General features: G+C 28.5%; 10 protein-coding genes. 5 read left to right on the plus strand and 5 right to left on the minus strand.

The window, feature by feature from the left end:
- Nucleotides 1–122: 122 nt before the first annotated feature.
- From HF520_RS12915 to HF520_RS12925, 3 genes are all read right to left on the minus strand, one after another.
- Nucleotides 123–467, minus strand: coding sequence for a zinc ribbon domain-containing protein YjdM (locus HF520_RS12915; RefSeq protein WP_168574384.1), 345 nt, complete (start codon nt 465–467; stop codon nt 123–125).
- 250 nt (nt 468–717) lie between these two features.
- A complete protein-coding gene (locus HF520_RS12920; protein WP_168574385.1) occupies nt 718–1,773 on the minus strand; it encodes an ABC transporter substrate-binding protein in 1,056 nt (351 codons plus the stop codon).
- Nucleotides 1,774–2,100: 327 nt separating this feature from the next.
- A complete protein-coding gene (locus HF520_RS12925; protein ID WP_168574386.1) occupies nt 2,101–2,622 on the minus strand; it encodes a YcxB family protein in 522 nt (173 codons plus the stop codon).
- A gap of 577 nt (nt 2,623–3,199) precedes the next feature.
- Between HF520_RS12925 and gltS the strand changes: the two genes are divergently transcribed.
- Nucleotides 3,200–4,423, plus strand: a complete 1,224-nt coding sequence (gltS, locus tag HF520_RS12930; protein WP_168574387.1) for a sodium/glutamate symporter — start codon at nt 3,200–3,202, stop codon at nt 4,421–4,423.
- 218 nt (nt 4,424–4,641) lie between these two features.
- Here gltS and HF520_RS12935 read toward each other — a convergent pair whose 3' ends face one another.
- Entirely contained in the window at nt 4,642–4,842 is a 201-nt protein-coding gene (locus HF520_RS12935) for a cold-shock protein (RefSeq protein WP_122639205.1), read from the minus strand.
- Between the two features lie 508 nt (nt 4,843–5,350).
- Here HF520_RS12935 and HF520_RS12940 point away from each other — a divergent pair.
- The 4 genes from HF520_RS12940 (at nt 5,351) to HF520_RS12955 (ending at nt 9,980) form a co-directional block, all read left to right on the plus strand.
- Nucleotides 5,351–6,166 (plus strand): MerR family transcriptional regulator, encoded by an 816-nt coding sequence (locus tag HF520_RS12940; RefSeq protein WP_168574388.1) that lies wholly within the window; start codon nt 5,351–5,353, stop codon nt 6,164–6,166.
- Between the two features lie 665 nt (nt 6,167–6,831).
- A complete protein-coding gene (locus HF520_RS12945; RefSeq protein ID WP_168574389.1) occupies nt 6,832–8,019 on the plus strand; it encodes an MFS transporter in 1,188 nt (395 codons plus the stop codon).
- Between the two features lie 86 nt (nt 8,020–8,105).
- Nucleotides 8,106–9,272, plus strand: a complete 1,167-nt coding sequence (locus tag HF520_RS12950; protein WP_168574390.1) for a M20 metallopeptidase family protein — start codon at nt 8,106–8,108, stop codon at nt 9,270–9,272.
- A gap of 45 nt (nt 9,273–9,317) precedes the next feature.
- A complete protein-coding gene (locus HF520_RS12955) occupies nt 9,318–9,980 on the plus strand; it encodes a DUF554 domain-containing protein (RefSeq protein ID WP_207711007.1) in 663 nt (220 codons plus the stop codon).
- 473 nt (nt 9,981–10,453) lie between these two features.
- Here HF520_RS12955 and HF520_RS12960 read toward each other — a convergent pair whose 3' ends face one another.
- Entirely contained in the window at nt 10,454–16,822 is a 6,369-nt protein-coding gene (locus tag HF520_RS12960) for an immunoglobulin-like domain-containing protein (protein WP_168574391.1), read from the minus strand.
- Nucleotides 16,823–16,923: the final 101 nt, after the last annotated feature.

Here is a 16,923-nt window from a genome sequence, read left to right on the forward strand (position 1 = left end):
GAATCTAATTGGCTTGAGGAAATTAAATTGCTTGCTGTTTATTTAATAATTGCGGCTTCTTTTTTCATAATATAAAAATAAAAAGTATGGTTATATATTCAAAACCATACTTTTTATTTTTATTAAGCTTTTTTTACTACACTAGACTTTAGTTTCATAGCTCCGAAACCATCTATTTTACATTCTATATCATGTCCATCTGCTGCATCTGGAACTAAACGTATGCTTTTTACCTTAGTTCCTATTTTTATAGATGATGAACTTCCTTTTACTTTAAGGTCTTTTATTACAGTTACAGCATCTCCGTCATTTAATATATTTCCGTTTGCATCTCTTATAACATTTTCTTCTTCAGTTTCTGTAGCTGTAGCACTCCATTCATAAGCACATTCTGGACAAACTAATAAGCTTCCATCTTCATAAGTATACTCTGAGTTACATTTTGGACAGTTTGGTAAGTTAGTCATATTTAAATTCCCTCCGTTCATGATTATCATATTTAATTTATCTCATAGGTCTATATAATATCACATTCTTAGAATATTGACAAACTCAGATATTATCTGTATTTTTATTATTTTCAATATATAGAATAAAATACATTGTCATACTCTTATATTCTATTAAAAATAGTATTATTTTCCTAAATATAATATCGTATTTTAAAACTCATAAAATAAGGAAAATCTTTTTGTTAGATTTCCCTTATTTCTTTATCTATTCATTTGATTTTATCTCCAACCAAGCATCATCATACAATCTTTTAACATCTTTAGATAGATCAACATATATTTCACATCTATCCATTATCTCTTTAGGCATATATGCATTTGGATTGTTTCTAACTGATTCTGGTTGTTCTAATCTAGCTTCTTTGTTTGGTGTTGTATATCCTATTTCATCAGCTATTCTAAGTGCACTTTCTTTATCACTTACGAAGTTTATAAACTTTTCAGCACCTTCAACATTTTTAGCATTAGTTGGTATACATAAGCTATCAATCCAGAAGTTTGCACCTTCTTTAGGTACTACATAAACTAAATTAGGATTTTCATCTTGAAGGTTTAATCCTTCTCCAGACCAAATCATATTTATATCAGATTCTCCTGCTGGAATCATTACAGTTCCATTATCTACTCCATATATTGGATCTACTAATTCTCTTTGACTTAGTAGTAATTCTTTAGCTTCTTCAATTTCTTTTGGATCCGTTGAGTTTAAAGAATATCCAAGTTTTTTTAGAGCAACGCCTAAAGTATCTCTATAAGTATCAAACATAAAAATTTTGTCCTTATATTTTTCATCCCATAATATATCCCAACTATCAACTTCTTCTTTTACCACATCTTTATTATAAATAAGTCCCACTGTTCCAAACATATATGGAACTGAATATTTGTTACCTGGATCTATTTCTAAATTTAAATATTCTTCATCCATTTGAGATATATTAGGTATATTATCTTTATTCAGTTCTTGAACAAGATTGTTCTTAATCATTCTCGGCATTAATGCATCTGATACTAAAACAACATCATATTTTACTCCGCCACTGCTAACCTTTTGATACATAGCCTCCATATCATCAAAAGTTTCAATATTAACTTTTATACCATATTTTTTCTCAAACTCTTTTATAGTTTCTTCATCTATATTTTCACCATAGTTAAAAAAGTTTATCTCTTCAGAATAATTTTTAGAACATCCTGTAAAGAATATTCCTATCATTACTATACACATTGATAAACTCAATAGTTTAAACAATCTTTTCATTATTCAGTTCCTTTCATTATATTATTTAATTCTAAATATTAGTTTGGATTATATTATTACTCTTTATAAACTTAAGTAAATTATCTTAAATAGAGCATAATCTATAATATTATAAAGTCTTCTAACCTTTAAATAATATTTGTTTTACCATATATACCCTTTAAATATTTATTTGAATCTATATAGTTATAAATTGTATTAACATATATGTAGTATAGCTATATTGGTTAGTTTGTAATTTTTTATAATAAAACAAAACCGTATCACTTACTCGTGGTACGGTTCTTTGTTACACCTCAAAGTGGGATGGTCTTAATTATTCTTTTATTAAAAACTACTTATCCTTTTTAGTTCTTCTATAAATTGTTTCTCTATATCTTCATCTAGGTATCTTCTTGGAATTATATGAGCCATAAATCCACTTATATATATAAGAATCATATCATCATAAATTTTTATATCTTTAATACTTTCTACTGATACTGTTTCTGATGTAAATTCTCCTTTTACTACTATTGTTTCATCAACAATTTCTAAACTCTTGCTTCCAAATATAGATGAATTATCACCTTCTCGCAAAATTTTATTAGTTTCTTTAGCTATTAATTTTTTATATTGTTTAGGATATGTTAAAATCCAAATAGTTGAAAATATTAGAGCAACTATAATCCAATATATACTTGGTTGTTTAAACAAACTTGTTCCTATGAAATATATTGGTACAGAAAATATTATAGGTATAGCATATCTAAGAATATTGAATGTATTTTTATGTGATTTAGAGTTTTCTAAATGATATAAATTAAAATTTATATAATCCTCTTTTGTTATTTCAAAGTTTATTCTCACTACTAATCCCCCTTATATATTTTAAATCAATCTCCCAATCTAACAATTGATTTATTTTCTTTGATAGCTGTATTATATAAATTTACCATATTTTTTACAAAATCAATATATTCTTTTTCATCTACATCATATCTATTGAACAATTACTAATACAAATAATTGAATGAAAAAGATATTTCACTATCATTTTTTCTTTTATACTTAAATTTTTATTCTTCTATAATTATTAATATATACACAATGATAAACGTTTGTTTTAAAGGGTTTTGCAATCAAATTGAAATATCTAAATGATAATATTTCTTTTTTTATAATTTTTTAACTATTGAACATTCTTTAACTCTATGATAAATTAATATTTAATTAGTTACAAATATTTCCTTTATATAATAATGTCCAAATTCAGATTAATATGAATGACAAATTAAATCTAATTATATCCTAAAATAATATACTAAAATTGTATTATTTATATAGCAATATAATTCTACAAACAAGAGTTTTATCTATAAGGTTAAAATTTTTAGTTACTAATTATAAATTAAAAATATTTTTACGACTATTAGGAGGATTTTAAATGACAATTCAACTTAATATGATTCAATCTATAGGACTAGCTGTCATTTTCCTTTTAATTGGAAAAGCAGTTAAAAAGAGTATTCCTTTATTTTCAAAATACGCAATACCTTCACCAGTAATTGGTGGACTTATATTTTCAATTATCCATATGATACTCAAACAAAGTAATATTGTTTTATTTGAATTTGATACAACATTGCAGACATTCTTTCAAACTATGTTTTTCTGTACTGTTGGATTCAACGCAAGTTTGAAGATGCTTAAAATCGGAGGTAAACAAATATTCATATTCCTTATTATATCAACAGTTTTTGCTTTCCTTCAAAATATATTAGCTGTTGGTCTTGCAAAGGTTGTAGGAATTAGTCCGCTTCTAGCACTACTTACTGCATCTCCTGCTCTAACTGGTGGGCATGGTACATCTGCTGCTGTAGCACCTAGTATTGAAGCTCTTGGATATCCTGAAGCTCTAACAGTAGCTTTAACAGCTGCAACATTTGGTGTTATTGCAGGTTCATTATTAGGTAGCCCTATGGCTAATCGTTTAATTACTAAATATAATCTTCTGGATAAGAAAAAAAATCAGTCATCTGATGAAATTGCTTACGATTTATCAATTATAGAAGCTAAGAAAACTACACTGGATACTAATAAAATTAACACAGCTTTCTTTCAAATACTAATAGCTATGGCAATTGGTACTTATTTAACTGATGCTTTAAATAAATTTGTTGGACAGTGGGTTAATGGCGTAACCTTCCCTGCATATATAGGAGCAATGCTTATGGCAGCTGTTATAAGGAATATTTCCGATAACTCAAATCTTCTTAAAACTCCTTTAGAAGAAATTGAAGTAGTTGGAGAAGTATCATTAAATTTATTCCTTGGTATGGCGCTTATAACATTAAAACTTTGGCATTTAGTCGACTTAGCACTTCCAATGCTAATTTTACTTTTAGGTCAATGTATCATGATGTACCTTTATGGTATGTTTGTATCATATCCATTAATGGGCAAGAATTACGACTCAGCAGTAATTGTAGCAGGCTTAACCGGATTTGCAATGGGATCTACATCTAATGCAATGGCAAATATGAATTCAGTTACTGAAAAATATGTATACTCTAAGACTGCATTCTTTGTAGTTCCAATAGTAGGATCATTATTCATAGATTTTATAAATATTGGTATTATCTATGGATTTATCGGTTTCCTTTCTTAAAAAAGTACATAAAAAACCTGTAATTTAAAATATTACAGGTTTTTTTATTATATATTAAAAAAATCATATTTCTTTAAAATTTATACAGTAAATGAAGTAAAAGAATATAATGATAGAAACTTCTTTGCTATATCTAGATATCTCAAGTTATTTCACCTTTTATAAATTTAAACATAAAAAAAAGACACGCAATGTGTCTTTTCACGAACATATATATATTATAATATAGTTACGTTTTCTGCTTGAGGACCTCTAGCACCTTTAACTATATTAAAGTTTACTTGTTGACCTTCTTCTAATGATTTAAACCCATCAGTTTGTATTGCTGAAAAATGTACGAATACATCATCTCCACCTTCTACTGATATGAAACCAAATCCTTTTTCATTGTTAAACCATTTTACTATTCCATTATTCATTAAAAAATTTCTCCTGTGAACCTATTTCTAGGTCTCTTATAAATTATTTGTGTATCGCTACAAACATTATTATAGCATAGATGAAAAATAATAGATAGTGTTTTTTACATTTTTATTTTTTTATTTATTTTTGTTCATTTTTATATTTAATAACTAAGATATGTTTAAAGATTGATTACGTAGAATAAATCATATAAAATTTATATTACGTATTATAATAAGCAACATCAGAATGTGATGCGACTAGAACAGATTAATATCATAGCTTTACTGGATTTTTTGCCATTAGATTATGTGGCAAAATCTGTTTCTGGCGGTACACCTAAGGTACTTATAAAGGCTCGATCACTGTTTTGAGTACCATATTGATTTATAAAACGGCTTAAGCTTAAGGTTTAAGTCGTTTTTATTTAGTTAAAAAGATGGAATCAAAGATGAATAATAAAAAGTGAAGATATAGATAAATTTTAGTATAATAATTTATAGAAGTCTGAGGGAGGGATTTATCTTGAAAACATATAAAATCGGTGAAATTGCTAAGCTACTTGGTATTAGTGCCGAAACTATCCGAAACTATGAAAAGAAAGGTTTAATTGAGCCATATAAGGAAGATTCCAATTATCGTTATTTTGATATTATTAAGGTTAATCATTTGTTTAACATTCAGAAATTCCAAAAGTATGGATATAATTTACATGAAATCAAGGAAATAATGAATGAGAGCACAATGAAAGAAGCAGAGCATTCACTGATAAATAGAGAAAAAGAGCTCTTAAATGAAGCTTTTTATTTGAATCTAAAGATAAATAGTGTCAATACAACAATTAACTTTATGGCGCAGGCACAGGATGCAAAGCAAGGATGTTTCCTTGGTGAGAGACCACCATTGTATCGATTGAATTATCAGAAAAACCTTGAATTAATCGAAGATGAAAGAGTACAAGAAGAGGTTGTCAAATGGCTGAAATATGCAGATCTTACTTTTATGTCAGGATCTATACAGTTAAATGCAATAATGAATTTAGGAAAAGATTTTGATTTTGGATTCTGCTTAGATAAGAGAACAGCAGAATTTCTTGGTATACATGAAAATGACATTGTTCAATTTTATGATAGCTGTCCTGCTATTGTATTTTATTATGAAGCAACCCAAAAAAATGATATAGAAGGTATTTCTAAAATGATATTGAAATATGCAAATGAACATCATCTACGAATTGTTGGAGAAAGTATATCTCGTGTAATTTTTGCACGATGGGTAGATGAAAATGAGTATTTTATCTCACATTTAGTTTGGATACCTTACGAAAAAATAGAATCTTAAGCATAACTCTCAAATGGGTTTATGCTTTTTATTTTTTTTAAGAATATTTTATTAGATTATATTGATAATAATTCTTTTTTTAATCGATTTCTTTTTATGAATTAGCTTTTTCCAGATGAAATAATAAAAAATAGTAAGTGAGAATATAGGTATATAAGGAAAATTCAATATAAAAATTAATTAAAATAATTGATTGACTCTAAATTACATTTAGGGTTTATAATTCTTTTGTGCTAAGAAAACAGCTAGGCAGTAGGAAATTTTAATGTAAGGTATTAGTCAGAATAAATATTGTAATTAGAAATAGTTATGATATAAAAAGGTAAAAAATCAGAGGAATTATATATTAAGTATAGAAGGATATATGTTTTAAATATGTTTTATCTTTTTATGTCAATAATTAAATCTGTTGATATCTTGTTATCAATGATATTTATAAATAATTAATAAAGAAATACCTCATTAAGGACCTATTCCTAGCAATGATGAGAATTTGTAGACTATATAACTTTGAGCTCAACTACTGATTCTCTATGAGAGATACATAAGAATATAATTTTGTTAATCTCATTTATAAACTTATAAAAAGAACTATCTTTTATCCTAGGAAAATGAAAAATGTTCATTTGTAAGTAAAATTTTTAGTCATCATTTAGGAGGATTCTATGAAATTTACAAAAAAAGAATGGTTAGTATTTGGAATTGTATGCTTAATAGGTATTTTTGCTAACCTTGATAAAAGTATGATTGGATTTACTGCGGATAAATTAATCAGTTCATATGGCTTTACAAAAGCAGAGATGGGAAATTTATCTTCTGTGTTCTATGTTAGTTTTATATTAGTTACTATTCCAGGAGGTTGGTTAGTTGACCGTTTTGGATATAAGAAGTTCGTTGTAGTTTCTTTAAGTATATTAACGGTATTTTCATTCCTATTTGGAAATGTTAGTGGATTATTTTCAATTCTATTATTACGTTTCTTAGTTGGATTTGGACAAGCTGGATATACAAATGGTGCACCAAAAATCATTAGTGATAATTTTGCACCAGAGCAATGTGCTAAGGTACAATCTATTGTAATTGCAACTGCAGGTATTGGTGGTATTCTTGCTAGTACAGTTGGACAAAGTATTATCAATATAAATTGGCATTATGCTTACTACATGTTAGCAGCAGGTTATTTAGTAGCTCTTGTTCTTGTTGTTATTTTCTTAAAAGACAAAAAAGCAGCAAATACAGATGTTAAAGAAAAGGCTCAACCAGCAGAAAAAGTAGGTTTCTTTGATGCATGGAAAAATAAGAATACATTATTATTAGCAATAGCTGTCTTATTCAGTAACTTAGTTGGTGTAGCAATGATGTTCTGGCTACCAAATGTATTCCACGTAAACTTTAATATTGAAAATTCATCAATGCTAAGTACTATTATGGTTGGATTCTATATAGTCATGACTATTGCAACAGCTATAAGTGGATCTGTAGTTACTAAGTACTTCAAAGGAAAAGAACAAAAGTTTATTTTCTGGTTATCTATAATTACAGCAATATGTATCGTTGTATTTATAGCAGCACCTATATATCAAGTAGCTATAGCAGCATTATATGTTTCTGATTTTACTATGATGTTAGCTTTCTCAGCATTATTATCTATACCATATCAAATCGTGCCAAGAAAGATTATAGGCTCAGCATTTGCTGTATTAAATATAGGAGCTTTTGTTGGTGGAATTATTTCTCCACAATTAGTTAGTGCATTTGCTCAAGCTGATAGTTATTTCTTCTCATTCATCGTACTTGCTATATGTATGGTGATTTCAGGAGCAGCTACTTTATTAGTAAAGAAGCCAGAATAGACTTCTTAAAAAAGAATTTATTTAAAAATATTAAATAGATTATGCCAGGATTTTAAATCCTGGCATACTTGTATAGGAGGTATATTATGAAAGAATGGTTTAATAAAATTCCAGTAGAGGAGATGATTTCTTGGAGACGTCATATTCATGAGAATCCAGAATTATCATTTAAAGAACATAACACAGCAGCTTTTGTTGAGGAAAAGCTAAGAAGTTTTGGAAATATTGAAATAAAAAGACCAACAGAAACTAGCGTTCTGGGTATTTTACGTGGAGCTAAAGAAGGAAAGACTATATTACTTCGTGCAGATATGGATGCTTTACCAATGCAAGAAGAGGGTGATCTTCCTTTCAAATCAAAAGTAAAGGGAGTGGCTCATACATGTGGTCATGATATACATACTGCAATGTTATTAGCTACAGCAAAAGTACTTTCAGAGTTAAAAGATTCTTTAAATGGAACTGTTAAGTTTATATTCCAACATGCAGAAGAACTTAATCCAGGTGGATCACAAGGAATTATAGATAGTGGTATGATAGATGATATAGATGCAGCAGTAGGATTACATATTATTCCAAACCTTGAGTGTGGTAGTATTCATGTACGTCCAGTAGGGGCTGCAACGACAGCTGCCGATGGATTCTTTTTAAATATTCAAGGTAAAGGAAGTCATGGTTCTATGCCTCAGTATGGAATCGATCCTATTATTGTTGGAACCCAAATTATAAACCAATTACAAACTGTAATTTCTAGATGTACTACACCAGGAGAGCTTGCTGTAATAACTGTTGGTGAGTTTAAATCAGGGGATGCTCCAAATATAATTCCGGATAAAGCATATATGAGTGCATCTATTCGTACAATCAGTGATGAAACTAGAAAAAAAGTTGAATTAAAAGTTAAAGAAATTATAGATAATACATGTAAAACTTATGGTGCTACTTATGATTTAGATTATCAACTTACATACCCAGCTGTTATCAATGATAAAGAGGTATCAGCAATGGTAATGGATAGTGCTAGAGAAGTGTTAGGAGAATCTATGGTAAAAGAAGCTCCATTAATGAGTGCAAGTGAAGACTTCTCAAATTATCGTCAAATTGCACCAATCTGCTTTGTACAACTTGGGGGAGGTACTGCTGCAGATGGATGTGGCTTTGCAAATCATCACCCTAAATTCATGATTATGGAAGAATCTATGATTAGTGGTGTAAAAACAGAAATTCAAACAGTATTAAATTTTTTAAAGTAATATAGATAACAAAAGGAGATTAACATGTTATATATATTATGAAATATGATTGGGATTGAGATAGCGGGGTTTGCAAGTAGCTATGCTAAAAAGTTTATTTCAAAGACTCAGCTACAGGCAGTACTTATAATTGCTAATCTTTGTATTGCTGTTGTTGGTATACAGGGGGCCATTACTACTAAAAATAATATATTAATGATTGTCAGTTGTGTGCTAGGAGCTATGATCGGAGTAAAGTTAAATCTAGATGGTAAATTCAATCAACTAGGATTGTTTTTAAAGTCTAAGTTTAAGACAGCAGATGAGAACTTTGTTAAGGGATTCATTACCGTATTTATGGTTCAATGTGTAGGTTCTATGGCCATTGTAGGACCGTTAAATATTGGACTTAAGAACGATTCATCAATATTATCTTTTAAAATCATTTTAGATATATGCAGTACATTAATTTATGGAGCTATTTACGGTAGAAGCGTTATGTTGAGCGGACCCTTTGTTTTTCTTTATGAAACAATAATTTTTCTTTTAGCAACTGTTCTACAACCAATATTAACACCTTATGTAATCAATGAGATTTCTGCAATTGGATCTTTACTTATTTTTGGAATGTCACTTGATCTTTTAAGTGTAATAAATTTGAAGGTAGCTAATTATCTACCTGCACTTTTGGGACCAATTGTTTATCATATGATTACTACGATATCCTAAAAATAGAATATAATTTGTTTAATTTGAAATCTTTAATTATTTTAAATTGGAACCTATAAGATAGATACTTTTAAAATAGAGTCTATCTATAGGTTCTTTTTTTATAAAATAAGTTTATGAAATGAATTAGTTATGAGCAAAGTACTATTTTAAAATGATAAAATATAAGTTATCGAAGAATAAATACGAGTCCTGCTCGAACTTAGAAGAACTACTATTAATTATATTAATTATTATAACAATTAACATTGTCAATGAAACTAAAAAAGGCTGACTCCTGTTCAATACAGAAATCAGCCTTTAGCTTCTTAACTCTCTTTCTTAAGTATCATTAATATAAGCACCACTTTACTGTACAATATCTGCTTTTATTTATTACATAATCTTAGTAAGAACTTACTTATCCATGATACCGTTCTTGTTATTATACTTTATTTTACTATATGTTTATATCTATATTCCATATAAGTTATTTAGTTTGTTTTTCTTCTACGTAATATACAACTTATCAAAATAAATATCGATGATAATATTGAAACTTTTACTGCCAAAATATCATCTCCTGTTTTAGGTAATTCTTCTTTATTTGATTCAGTATCTTCAGTTTCTACTTTATCAGAATCGCTACTTGGCTCTTCTGGTTTTATAGGCATTTCTGAATCTTCCGATTCACTTGGTTCTTCTGGTTCTACCGGTGTTTCTGAATCTTCTGATTCATTTGGTTCTTCTGGTTTTACCGGTGTTTCTGAATCTTCTGGTTCATTTGGTTCTTCTGGTTTTACCGGTGTTTCTGAATCTTCTGGTTCATTTGGTTCCTCTGGTTTTACTGGTGTTTCTGGATTTTCTGGTTTTACTTCTTCTTTAACAGTTATTATTCTTTTTACTGTTGTAGTATTTTTATCACTATCTGTTACTGAATATATTAATTCATATATTCCAGGAATCTTTGTATCAACTTCACCAGTTATTACTATACTTGCTGTTAAATCTTTATCCTCATAGTCTGTTGCGCTTACACCTGCTTTTTTATCAAAGTTTGAATTGAATTCTATTTTGATATTATCAGCTCCACTTATCACAGGCTTTTCATTGCTAAGAACTGTAACTACTATTGTTTTAGTTACTAGATTACCATTGCTTCCTACTACTTCGTACTTAACTGTGTAAATTCCAGGCTTATTTGTATTTACATCACTTGTATATTTTAAATCGTTTATTATATTTATATCTTTAGGATCTATTACTTCTACTCCTTTTAACGAGTTAAACTCTTCTCCTAATTTTATTGTTATATCATTAGCTTTTATTACAGCATCTTCAGCTATTTCTGGATTTTCCGGTTTCACTTCTTCTTTAACAGTTACTATTCTTTTTACTGTTGTAGTATTTTTATCACTATCTGTTACTGAATATATTAATTCATATATTCCAGGAATCTTTGTATCAACTTCACCAGTTATTACTATACTTGCGCTTAAATCTTTATCCTCATAGTCTGTTGCGCTTACACCTGCTTTTTTATCAAAGTTTGAATTGAATTCTATTTTGATATTATCAGCTCCGCTTATCACAGGCTTTTCATTGCTAAGAACCGTAACTATTATAGACTTAATAGTTTCTAATCCTTTTTTATCAACTACTTTATAAGTTACCGTATATACTTCTGGATTATTTATATCTACAGTATTTTCTATAACTTTTATACTATTGCTTAAATCTCCATCTTCTTTATCATACGCTGTAACACCTTGAAGCTCATCAAAACTGTCTCCAACTTTTATAGTTACATCATTAGCTGTTATTTCAGGCTTTTTATTTTCATATATAACTACATTATCTTCATTATTAGATGAATTATTATTTTCTCCTGCTTTATCACTACTTATATATCCATCAGCTTCTGCTACTACTGTAAATCTATATTCTCCTTCATCTGTAAAATACTCTGAGAAATCATAGCTTACTGTATCTGTTGATTTTAATAAAGTTTTAGTTTCTTTACCGTTTATATCAACAACTTTTTCTACAACTAATATATCATTTCTATATAAATCTACTTTGTATCTTGTTGCATTTGTTACTTTATCCCAAGTTGCAACCATTTCATTCCAAATTAAGTTTTCAGCCTTATTCAATTTAGCTAAAACTTTCTCTACAATATTTACTGTAATGCTTGCAGTTTTAGTTTTATCTGTAACTGATGTTGCTATTATTTTTATAGTTTCACTAGTTTCATCACTTCCTACAGTTAAAACACCATTAGAATCTATTGTAGTTTTAGAACTATTATTTCCTTCAACACTCCAAGTTACATCCTTAGATATATTACCTGTACCTGTAACTATTGCTTTTAAAGTTAAGCTTTCTCCCTTTTCAATATTAGTATTTGATGGTGTTTCTATATTAACACTATGTACTAAGTCTTCAGTTGGATTTGTAGTTTTTTCTTTAACTGTTACTTTTCTTTCTATAGTAGTAGTATTATTATCACTATCTGTTACTGAGTATTTTAAAGTATAAGTTGATGAAGTATTTGTATCAACAGTTCCTTCTACTTCAATTTTTGGAGTTAAGTCGTTGTCTTCTTCATCGCTTGCAGTTATTCCTGATTTTATATCAAATGATGATCCAAATTCTATTTCTATATCATCTGCTCCACTTATTACTGGTTTAGCATTTTTAAATTCAAGTATAGATGATTTATCAGATACTTCACTGTCCTTGTATCCATCTGCTTTTGCAATTACTGTAAAACTATATTTACCAGCTTCTTTTATGAAACTATTTAAATCATATTCATTTGTAGCTACTACTATTGTTTGTATTAATTGATCATCTTTATAAATATTTAATTCATAAGTTTTAGCATTTAATACTTCTCTCCACCTAACTAATCTTCTATCCCAGATTAATTCTGTTACTTTATTTAGTTGTTGTTTTTGAATTATATTGATTGATATTTCTAAAGTTTTTGATGTATCACCTGAAGCTGTTGCTATCACCTTTATAGCTTTGCTTATTTCATCTTCTCCTATAGTTAAAGTACCATTATTACTTATAATTGTATTTTTACTAGTTGCACCTTCTATCTCCCAAGTAACAGATCTATCGAAATTTCCAAATCCATTTACTGTTGCTGAGAAAGTAAAAGTACTTCCAACTTTTATATCAGTTATTTTATTATCTATATCTATTGATGATATTCCATCTGGGCTAGGTAATACCTCTACACTAACCATATATGTTTTCTTTGTTTTTCCATCTTCTGCTGTTACTTCATAAGCTACTGGTTTAGTAAAGTCAACTATTGCACCATTCCATAAGTTAGATGGTAAACTTGAATTTTTATAATATGTTGGAATTGGTTGTAACTTTGTTACATCAGTTCCATAAGGTACTGTAAATTTAATAGTATTATTAACATTATCTATAACCCCTTCAATATCATTAGGTAGTGATGGATTTTGAGATTTTGATAGTGTTAAAGCTTCTAATAAAGGTTCATTCGATACTTCCTCTACATTAAATGTAAAAGTAACATCTATAGAATCACTTCCATCATTTTTTGTTATAGTATATGTTGCTGCATAAGTTCCTAAAGTTGTTGGAGTACCTTCAAAACTAAAAGAATCCCTACTATCACTTGGGGTACCATAAGTTGTTACTCCTGGTGGTAAGCTACCTGATTTTAAAGTAGTATTTACATCATAATTTGAATTTAATACACTCTCTGATCTCCAATAACCATAATTACCTTTTACAGCTCTAAAAGTTTTATCTTCCATATATAATCTTTTAGCTACACTTAAAGTTACTACTTCGGCTGAAATAGCTCCTGATTCTCCTGGTAATGCTGTTCCATAATAAATATGTAACTTTGTATTATTATCACTTTCTTGTAATGTCTTCCCTAAATCAAAATCTACTGCATTTTTACCTGAATCATCTGTTTGAGCTACTTTTAAATTATAGCTATTTAAATCACTATATCCTAAAACTTTAGTTTTACTTCCATTACTATAATTAATTTGATACCTTATTCCACTTAAATTTACAGTATTTCCTGGAACATATGTAGATTTATCTGCACTATTAAATACAGTTATTGATGAAATACTCTTCTCTTTTACTGTTATATTTTGCTTCACAGTTTGTCCAAAATAACTAAATTCAACTTCTGTGTTATTTTTATTAAGTTGTGAAGATAAATTGTTAGTGTATCCAGAGTAGATATATGTATCATAAGGAGAACCATTTATTTTAGCTTTTAAAACTACACCTTTATCTGAATAATTTTCTCCTTCTATATAATCTACTTTTCCTTTTTCATATATTTGTAGGTCAGTTACTGTTTTAGGTTCAACTACATTATATGTTACTGTAAATTTTTTACCCATATAAGAACCATTTATAACTTTATCTTTACCTACAGTAGATGAATCAAATTCATTCATATTTAACATCTGTGATGTTAACTCTATCTCTTTACCATTAACTGTCAAAACATCAAAACCATATAAAATTAATTGTTCACCTACAATATAATTAACTTGCGACAATTTAGCGCTGATTGATGTTATATCATTTCCTGTTCTAAATATAGGAGTTTTATCTGTATTACTATCCATTTTCCATACAGTATCAAAATCCCATTTAGCAAATGTACTTTGAGACTGAAGCTCTATTAAGGTTTTCTTACTATCTAAATTTGTCTGCTCTCCACCTAAGGGCTCATATTTATCTATTCCATATGAGTCTCCTATTGTTCCTTTTTTTAAATATCCAACTATAGAACCTATTCTTTTTACAGTTACTCCATTAGAATTTAAATTCATTATTGAATAAGATGTTCTTATAGAATCTCCATAGCTTAAATAATTATTTAAACCTACTAGTCCTCCTAAGTATAATGAATAGCTTCCCGTATTCTTTTGTGAAACCTCTATATTTCCCTTAGAATAGCTATTTTTAATTAATCCCATATTATAACCAACTAACCCACCTATATTGGCATCATTAGCAGCCATATTAATGTTAATATTACCATCAAAATTTACTCTTTCTATTATACCTGAGGGTTGATTTTCACCAACTATTCCACCAACTGTAGCTTTTAAATTTTGATTTGCTACAATAGCATTTAAATTTAATTCTCCAGTTGATTTAACATCTGAAATTGTTCCACTATTAACCTTTGCTATTACTCCAAAATTAGAGATCACTTCAATATTTATATTTGCATTTACATTTAAATTAGTTATTGATCCATTATTTTTATTAACTAATGGCTTGTTTAAATTATTTATAGTATATCCATTACCATTTAAATTTCCTGAAAAGCTTTCTGCTGTAAAGAAACTTCCCTTTGAAGCGTCTATATCATTGCCTAGTTTAAAGTAAGCATTAGGATATTTGCCTAAACTATTTAATTCGCCTACATCAGTTATTATGTATGGATCAGATGCTGTACCATTTCCTGCAGCAGGTTTATATATATCATTATTTTTAGTTACTGCGTAAAATTTAACATCACTTCCTGCATCACTTGGAACTGTAAAGTTCCCCCCTAAAGTTTTTACAACAATAGCAGCTGAAGGTTCCAAACTTAAAGCTTTTCCACTTTCTCCTAAATATATAGGATAAGAAGTTACTTTATCTGTAACTACAGTATCACCATAAAAACTATACTCCCCTGTTTTTTCTGGCGAAAATGCTGCTACATAAAAACTTCCTAATATGTCTTTAAAAGTTTTATCTTTTAAATTAGGAATTTGTTTTATAATTTCATTCATAAACTGCTCAGTAGTTTTACCAGTAGCATCCATAGTATAAAGCTTCTTCAAGAAATCTATAGGATCGCCATTATTAGTAGCTTGAGCAGCTAAATATCTTACAAATAAATAAGGCATTGAATAATCTTGTGCTGTTGAACTTCTATAATCTGAATAAAGTAAAGATGAACCATTTCTTATAGCTTCATGATCGTTAATCCTAGTTAGCCATCCATTGGAGTCTGAATATCCCCATAATTTATCCATAACTGCTACAGATATACCTTCATTTATCCAGCTATATTTATGAGCAAGTTGGCTATCATGATTACAAATTAACTTATTAAATAAAGCATGTTGACCTTCATGTGCTAATAAGCCATTTAAATTATCATATCCACCAGCTTTAAAAGAATTTGCATCTACTGCTTTAACGTGAATAGCTGTTATATCTTTTTCACCATAATAATAACCAGTATTTCCACCTGTATCTTCTATTAATATAGAAAGTTTACCTGAATTATCCGAATAAGGTATATTTCCATCTGCTAATTCATTTAAAATATCGTAAGGAGCACCTTCATAAACCTTTATGACTTCTTTAGCTGCCAAATCTGTTTTATTCACCGCATCATAAGCAGCTTTTATAGAGTTTTCCATCCATATGTAACTTTTATCACCTATACCTATTAAAGTATAAGTTTTTTTAGTATTTTCAGTTGGACCTATTCTCTTTTCGTATCCTATTTCGTAAGTTGTTGTGCTTTTCGAATTTTTATTAACATTTACTTCTTCACTATCTAAAGATAAGACTTCTATAGACTCTTCTGAACTACCGCTTTCTTTAGAAGGTGATAAGCTTTTACTACTTGAGTTAATATTTAAGCCAGAATCATCAAATATAATACTCCCTGTAGATTGGCTATTTTCTAAGTCAGTATTGACTATAACTACATAGTCACCTTGTAGATTTTCATTAGCTTGACCTACATTCACAGCAGCCATAACATCGTTAGCTATATTTGAAAAAAATAGCATAAATATTAAAGAAAAAGCTGTAAATTTTTTCATTTTCTCCCCCTTATTTTTTTTAACGTTCTGTTAACTTATTTATATTTGAATCTCGACCCCGATAGGGTTTACAATGGTTTCGCTAAAAACTAATTTCCCCC

This window comes from Romboutsia sp. CE17 (genome assembly GCF_012317385.1).
Taxonomy (GTDB): domain Bacteria; phylum Bacillota; class Clostridia; order Peptostreptococcales; family Peptostreptococcaceae; genus Romboutsia_E.

What these genes read in the sequence shown, in the direction of transcription:
- HF520_RS12955 (WP_207711007.1), top strand. Translation starts at nt 9,318, where the DNA reads ATGATTGGGATTGAGATAGCGGGGTTTGCAAGTAGCTATGCTAAAAAG.
- HF520_RS12935 (WP_122639205.1), bottom strand. Translation starts at nt 4,842, where the DNA reads ATGAATAATGGAATAGTAAAATGGTTTAACAATGAAAAAGGATTTGGT.
- HF520_RS12915 (WP_168574384.1), bottom strand. Translation starts at nt 467, where the DNA reads ATGACTAACTTACCAAACTGTCCAAAATGTAACTCAGAGTATACTTAT.
- HF520_RS12920 (WP_168574385.1), bottom strand. Translation starts at nt 1,773, where the DNA reads ATGAAAAGATTGTTTAAACTATTGAGTTTATCAATGTGTATAGTAATG.
- HF520_RS12945 (WP_168574389.1), top strand. Translation starts at nt 6,832, where the DNA reads ATGAAATTTACAAAAAAAGAATGGTTAGTATTTGGAATTGTATGCTTA.
- HF520_RS12950 (WP_168574390.1), top strand. Translation starts at nt 8,106, where the DNA reads ATGAAAGAATGGTTTAATAAAATTCCAGTAGAGGAGATGATTTCTTGG.
- gltS (WP_168574387.1), top strand. Translation starts at nt 3,200, where the DNA reads ATGACAATTCAACTTAATATGATTCAATCTATAGGACTAGCTGTCATT.
- HF520_RS12960 (WP_168574391.1), bottom strand. Translation starts at nt 16,822, where the DNA reads ATGAAAAAATTTACAGCTTTTTCTTTAATATTTATGCTATTTTTTTCA.